Here is a 6,757-nt window from a genome sequence, read left to right as displayed (position 1 = left end):
AGGCGCTTGCCGAGCTCGCGTTGGAGCACGAGGGGGTCGGTGAGCTCCGCGAGGTCGCAGAACGCCTGCTCCTGCTGCGCCAACCAGTCGGGGGTGTTCAGCGGGCTTCCGATGACCCGCTTGTCGAGCAGGTCGAGCTGCGTCAGCAGCACCGAGGCGTGCGCGGCGGTGATCCGTGCCGACCGCAGCAGCCGCTCCACCGCCGGCCGCTCCCGCAACCCGCGGGACAGCTTCGCCCAACGGCGAGCCTCCGAAGGGCTCATCGGAGCGGACGCCTCGGTCGCGGAGTGTCGGGCCAGCCACGCCCACTGCGCCCGCGACCCGGTCTGCTGCCACGTCTGCGTCGCATCCACGACCTGCAACCGAGCCGCGAGAGCCGCGGCGATCTCGGCCTGCATCGCGAGCAGCTCGTGCACATCAGCCGCGGCGACCAGCCCGTCCGGGGACGGTGCGATCGCGGCTTGCAAGGCAGAACGGGCAGCGGTGACCCGCGCGTCCGCCGGGACCCCCGTCGTCGCCTGCACCATCCCCATCACCCCCTATCGAGCCGTTCGCAACTCTGTGCTAATGGTAACCCGGATCTGCCGGATCGCAAGGGGTGTGGACGACTATTTCGGGATGAAGGTGAGCGCGCACATCAGGCTCGCAAAGCCCTGCAGATGCTGGCGTTCCGGGTCGGCGTCCGCACTGACACGGTCGCCGATTTTGCCCCAAGGCAGGCGACACTCAGACGACGGACCTGACTGGCGTGGTTCTCATGCGGCCGCGTGTGCGCAGCCGCTCGCGAGTGCTGCGGGTCGACTCCGACGCCGGGAGCACACCGCCGCCTCGAAGCGCTGCCGGAGGACTCGACCCGGCGAGGAGGGATCAGGCAGCGCGGGTCGCGGCGCGCGCCTCGACCCAGCGGGCGAAGCGGTTGAGCGACACCCGCACGCCCGCCGCGAACACCGGCTTCACAAGCGGCCAGCCGAGCCGGCCGACCACGCCGAGCGGCAGCTCGAGGTCCTCGCTCCACACGAACGTCGCCAGCCTACCGCCGCGCGGCTCCACCTCGAACGCACCGGTGCCCCGCACGACCCGACCGGTGTGCAGCACGTGGCAGGCCCGCGGCGGGTCCCAGCGGGTGATCTCCATCGTGTCGAGGAAGCCGAGTCGGCCGACCCCGGTGAACGCCTCGATGCCGCCGCCGACGCCCTGCCCGCCCTGCGCTGTCGGGCGCACGCTCGTGCCCAGCATCCACTCGCCCTGCCCGGCCCAGTCGACCGCACCGGCCCACACGTCCTCGACGGACGCGTCCACGTCGACCCTCAGCACCAGCTCAGCCATGCCCCCATGGTCCTCGCTGCGAGGGGGTGGCGCCACTCAGGGGTACGACGGACCCGCCTGCTCGTCGGCGTCCTCACCGGCGTAGCGGTCGGCGGGCGCGCCGAGGTCGTGCGGCTCGGGCAGCGCGTAGGGGTCGGGCCCGCCGGTCGTGGGGTCCGGGACAGGGCCGGGTGCGGGCGTCGGGAACGGCTCGGGCGGTGACAACGGCTCGGCGGGCCGGAGCGGCTCGGCCGGCCGGAAGGGCTCGTCCGGCGCGAACGGGTCCGGGTGGGCAGGTGACACCAGGGGGGCCGCGTGCGGGGGAAGCCCGTCGGGCGGGGTCGTCGCGGGCCCGGACCACGCGGGTGCCGCAGGCGCAGCCGGCTCAGTCGGCGCGGACCACGCGGGTGCCGCAGGCGCAGCCGGCTCGGGCGGCGCAGTCGTCTCGGTCGGCGCTGTCGCCTCGGTCGGCAGGTGGTCCTGCGCGGGCGCGACGGGGGCGACCGGCTCGGCGTCGTGGACGAGGTCCTCGCCGGTCGGCGCGACAGGAGGTGCCGCAGAGACGACAGCGGCAGGGGCTACCGGGTCGGGGGTCTCGACGGCGTCGTCGAGGTCGGGGGACGCGGGCTCGAGCTCGAGCACCTGGGGCATCCCCCAGTCGTCGTCCCCGCGGTCGGTCCCCTGGTCGTCTGCGGACGGCGACAGGCGGGCAGCGCTGCGGGCCGCGCCGCCGTCGTCGAAGGCCCATCCGGTCTCGTCGTCCGCCGACCCGTCGGTGTCATGGCCAGCGCCCGTCGTGACCGCGGCGTCGCGCGGCTCGTCGAGCGGAGCGGGCACGGTCTGCTGGGTGGTCAGCACCGGGGTGAGCAGGGCTGCGCTCGGCGCGGCGACACCGGTCGTGGCCCGGGCGGGAGTCTCGTCGTACACCTCGTCGGAAGCGGGGCCGTCGCCGGCGCGCGCCTCGAGCTCGAGGATGCGGGCGTCGCGCTCGGCGAGCTCGGACTGCACCCGGTCGAGGACCTCGTCGACCTCCGACATGCGGTAGCCGCGCAGCGCGAGCCCGAAGCGCACGGACGCGACGTCCTCGGGCTGAAGAGGCCCGCTGGGCAGGCGCAGGTCGGCGGCGTCGGCGGGGGCGTCGAGCAGCACCTCGCCCTCGCGGGTGGCGACGGCCGCGGCCACGAAGAAGATCGCCAAGACGCCGAGGACGGCGAGGAGGGTCAGCACGCGGCGATGCTCCCACGCCCGCCGCCACCCACGGCGCAGGTCCAGGGAGGTGGCGTCGCGGACGCCGGCGACGCCACCCCCCGCACGGGACCGCTCAGACGTTCTTGCGCGTCCAGGGCCCGGTGATCGCGAGCGTGATCCCCGGGCTCTGGATGTTGGCGAACAGCGTCGTGCCGTCGTCGGAGAACGTCACGCCCGCGAACTCGTTGGGGTCTTCGAGGGCGTTGCGGGCGAAGTCAAAGGGCTGCTTGTCCGCGGTCGTCCCGACGAGGTACTGCTCGCCGTCACCGTCCTCGGCGAGGATCACGCCCCCGCCGTACGGCGAGACGGTGATGTTGTCGGGCGAGTCGTACTTGTCCTGCCCGGCCGAGAAGTAGAGCTCGAGGCTGAGGGTGTCGGCCGCCGGGGTGTACTTCCAGACCTGGCCGTTGTGGGCGGGGAAGCCGGGACGGATGCGGTTGTAGGACACGACGAAGAACAGGCTGTCGTCGCCCCACCAGGTACCCTCGAGCTTCTGCGAGCGAGTGACCTGGCCGGTCGGTGCGAACTGCGACCGGATCGGGTCCTGCACCCGGGCACCGGAGCTGGTCACGGCCACGGCGGAGGGGTTGCGGACCGGCACCCACGTGAGGCCGCGGAAGCTCGTGCCCGCGACCGTCACGGTCGACAGGTCGTCGACGCCCGGCACGCGCATCGCCGACAGCGCACCGCCGGCGCGCAGCGAGCCGTAGCCACCGAGCGGCTCGTTCGGCACGAAGCGGTAGAGCAGGCCGAAGGGCCGGCTCGCGTCCTCGGTCTGGTAGACGGTGCCGGTCTGCGGGTCGATGGCGACGGCCTCGCCGGGGAAGCGGCCCATCGCGACGAGCGGCGTCGGGTCGGCGTTGCGGCCCTCGTCGAACGGGTCGACCTCGAAGTTCCAGCCGTGGTCCTTGGTGTAGACCGAGCCGGCCATCGCCTCGGTCTCCTCGCAGGTGATCCAGGTCCCCCACGGGGTGCGGCCGCCCGCGCAGTTGGTGGCGGTGCCGGCGAGCGAGACGCGGTCGGCGAGCAGCTCGTTGCTCGGTCCCACGAGCAGCGTCGACGTGCCGCCGGTCGCCTTCGGGTCGTAGACGTGCGAGGCCGGTGCGGCGTCGACGGTGCTGAACGCGGCGGTCGAGCCCTGCTCGTGGTTGCGGACCAGCGCGGTGCGGCCGTGGCCGGCGTCGAAGGTCGCCATCCCGTCGTGCTTGCCGGGGACGCGCCCACCGGTCGAGAGCAGGTCGCCCTCGCGCGACAGGATCGTGTAGCGGAAGCCCTGCGGGAGGTCCAGGATCCCGGCCGGGTCGGCGACGAGCGGCCCGTAGCCGCCGTACGGGCGTGGTGCGGCCGACGCCGGTCCGGCACCGAAGATCGTGTCGACGGAGCCGGCGAGCGCGATGCCGAGGCCGGCAGCGCTGCCGCGGGTCAGGAGCTCACGACGGGACAAGGGCATGCGGTTCCCCCACGGGGTGTGGCCCGGCTCCGGCGCCGGGCGACTGCTGTCGACCCTTCGCGGCCCTGGTCGACAGCGACCGCCCGCGGGGTGAGCACCAGGTGAACAGAAGGGGACCTCTGCCCCAGGATCACTCCGACGGCTCGGCCTCGATCGTCTCCTCGAGGGTCGGCCGCATCACGACCGGCGAGGCGATCCCCGCCTCGAGCAGGTCGAACGCCTCGCCCACGGACCGGGCCCACTGCAGGGCGTCCGCCGACTCCCGTCGTACGAATCCCCTGTCGACCATCAGGTCGACCTGCGCGCGCAGCGGCGCGTAGAGACCGTCGAGGTCGAGCGCCACCACGGGCTTGCTGTGCATCCCGAGGAAGCGGGCGGTCCACACCTCGAGCAGCTCCTCCAGGGTGCCGAGGCCGCCGGGCAGCGCGAGGAAGGCGTCGGAGCGGGCGTCCATGAGCCCCTTGCGGGTGCGCATGTCGTCGACGACGAGCAGGTCGTCGGCGTCCTGGTCGCCGACCTCGAGCTCGAGCAGGGCGGCGGGGATGACACCGGTGGTGTGGGCCCCGCCGGCCCGGGCAGCGCGCGCGACGGCACCCATGCAGGACAGGTCGCCGCCGCCGGAGACGAGCGAGTGGCCGCGCCGGGCGAGCTCGCTGCCGACCTCGGTGGCGAGATCGACGTACGCCGAAGCGATCCGGGTGCTGGAGGCGCAGTAGACGCAGATCGCGGCCACTAGTCGGGGATCGCGCCGAACTTCTCGCGTTCGGCCTCCTGCATGATGGCGACGACCTCGTCGACGTCGTCGGAGACTTGGAACAGCCCGGGGTCCGGCTCGCTGATCTTGCCGTCGGCGAGCAGCGTGCCGGTGATCCAGTCGAGCATCGGCTGCCAGAAGTCCGACCCGAACAGCACGAGGGGGAAGCTGGTGATCTTCCCGGTCTGGATCATCGTGACGGCCTCGAAGATCTCGTCGAGGGTGCCGTAGCCGCCGGGGAAGCCGACGTAGCCGATGGAGTACTTGAGGAAGCAGGTCTTGCGCGCGAAGAAGTAGCGGAAGACCATGCCCATGTCGACGTAGTCGTTCATGCCCTGCTCGAACGGCAGCTCGATGCCGAGCCCCACCGAGGTCCCGCCGGCCTCGTGGCAGCCGCGGTTCGCGGCCTCCATGATGCCGGGACCGCCGCCGGTGATGACGGCGTAGCCGGCGCCCGCGAGCGCCGCCCCGAGGGCCTGCGCCTGCTGGTAGTGCGGGTCGTCGGGGTGGGTCCGGGCGGAGCCGAAGACAGAGATCGCGCGACCGAGCTCGGCCAGCGTGCCGAAGCCCTCGACGAACTCCGACTGGATGCGCAGCACCCGCCACGGGTCGGTGTGGACCCAGTCCGACGGACCGCGGCTGTCGAGCAGCCGCTGGTCGGTGGTCGTGGCCTTGACCATCCGGCCCTTCTGGAAGACCGGCCCGCTCTGCCTCCTCGACGGGCGGTCGTGGGTCGTCGAGCCCTGCGCCTCGGCGTTGGCCTCGACGCTGTCGTCCTCGTGCTGGCGGCGGGTCTCGTCGTCGTTCACGTGCGCGTCGTCATCTGGGTCACAGCCACTCGTTCCTGGTGAAGCCCCGGTGCAGGGCGAGGGACAGCACGGCCATCAGACCGAGCGCGAAGGGGTAGCCGTAGAGCCAGCGCAGCTCCGGCATGTGCTCGAAGTTCATGCCGTAGACGCCGGCGATGAGGGTGTTGACACCGGCGATCGCCACCCACGCGGAGATCTTGCGCATGTCGCCGTTCTGGCGCATGGACACCTGCGCGAGGTGCGACTGCAGGGCTCCGGTGAGCAGGTCGTCCATCGCCTCGACCTGCTCGGCCGAGCGCACGACGTGGTCGTGCACGTCGCGGACGTAGGGGATGACGTCCTCGTGCAGCAGCGGGTGGCTGCCGGTCGTGAGCCGCGCCGTCGCGTCGACGAGCGGCCGGACCGCCCGCTTGAACTCGAGCACCTCGCGCTTGAGCTTGTAGATGCGCTCGGTGGGGTCGGCGCTGCGGCCCCCCGAGAAGACCTGCAGCTCGATCTCGTCGATGTCGTTCTCGACGGCGGCGAGCGCCGGGGCGTAGCCGTCGACGACGCGGTCCGCGACGGCGTGGAGCACCACGCTCGGCCCAGCGGCGAGCCGCTCAGGGTCGGCCTCGAGCTCGGCCCTGACCTGGGCCAGGTCGGCCGCATCACCATGGCGGACCGTGACGATGAAGTCCTCGCCGAGGAAGACCATCAGCTCGCCGGTCTCGATGACCTCGTCGTGGTCGACGTAGCGGACGGTCTTCAGCACGAGGAAGACGGTGTCGTCGAAGGTCTCGAGCTTGGGCCGCTGGTGGGCGTGCAGCGCGTCCTCGACCGCGAGCGGGTGCAGGCCGAACTCCTGCGCGACCGCGGCCAGCGCCGCGTCGTCGGGCTCGTGCAGCCCGATCCAGACGAAGCCGTCCGCGTCGCGCGCCGCCTCCTGGGCGTCCTGCAGCTCGACCCGGCCACCGCGCCGATGGCCGCCGCAGTAGAGCGCGCAGTCCACGACCGCCTGGTCGAGCCCGAGCCGGTGCACGACCGCCGCGTGCTGCTCAGGTGCGGGCCGGCGCCGGCGCACCGGAGCGGTCATCGCCGCGGGGAGGCGGGCCCTGTCGATCACCTGGCCCACGGTGTCACACGGGAGCGCCCATCGACGGTAGGGCTGAACCGGTGGCGTCCGGGCGACGTACAGACGGGCGTGCGGAGGAC

At 72.8% G+C, this 6,757-nt stretch carries 7 protein-coding genes; all 7 read right to left on the bottom strand.

What is annotated here, in order from left to right; genetic code table 11:
• On the bottom strand, positions 1-527 hold a 527-nt coding region (locus Q8R60_16995), incomplete at its 3' end, for a hypothetical protein (GenBank protein MDP3714172.1).
• A gap of 340 nt (positions 528-867) precedes the next feature.
• The gene (locus Q8R60_16990) at positions 868-1,326 is read right to left on the bottom strand and encodes an SRPBCC family protein (protein MDP3714171.1); all 459 of its coding nucleotides are present in this window, start codon (positions 1,324-1,326) and stop codon (positions 868-870) included.
• A 36-nt stretch (positions 1,327-1,362) separates the two neighbouring features.
• Positions 1,363-2,532 (bottom strand): DivIVA domain-containing protein, encoded by a 1,170-nt coding sequence (locus Q8R60_16985; protein ID MDP3714170.1) that lies wholly within the window; start codon positions 2,530-2,532, stop codon positions 1,363-1,365.
• A gap of 94 nt (positions 2,533-2,626) precedes the next feature.
• Entirely contained in the window at positions 2,627-4,003 is a 1,377-nt protein-coding gene (locus Q8R60_16980; GenBank protein MDP3714169.1) for a DUF839 domain-containing protein, read from the bottom strand.
• A gap of 130 nt (positions 4,004-4,133) precedes the next feature.
• Positions 4,134-4,736, bottom strand: coding sequence for a TIGR00730 family Rossman fold protein (locus Q8R60_16975; protein MDP3714168.1), 603 nt, complete (start codon positions 4,734-4,736; stop codon positions 4,134-4,136).
• Positions 4,736-5,437 (bottom strand): TIGR00730 family Rossman fold protein, encoded by a 702-nt coding sequence (locus Q8R60_16970; protein ID MDP3714167.1) that lies wholly within the window; start codon positions 5,435-5,437, stop codon positions 4,736-4,738. Before Q8R60_16970 ends, Q8R60_16975 begins: the two co-directional genes overlap by 1 nt.
• Before the next feature lie 148 nt (positions 5,438-5,585).
• Complete coding sequence (locus Q8R60_16965) at positions 5,586-6,668, bottom strand: magnesium and cobalt transport protein CorA (GenBank protein ID MDP3714166.1); 1,083 nt, start codon at positions 6,666-6,668, stop codon at positions 5,586-5,588.
• Between the last annotated feature and the right edge of the window lie 89 nt (positions 6,669-6,757).

The organism is Mycobacteriales bacterium (genome assembly GCA_030697205.1).
Lineage (GTDB): Bacteria > Actinomycetota > Actinomycetes > Mycobacteriales > SCTD01 > JAUYQP01.
The sequence above is the reverse complement of the archived record's forward strand: the minus strand, read 5'-3'. Positions and strand labels throughout refer to the sequence as shown.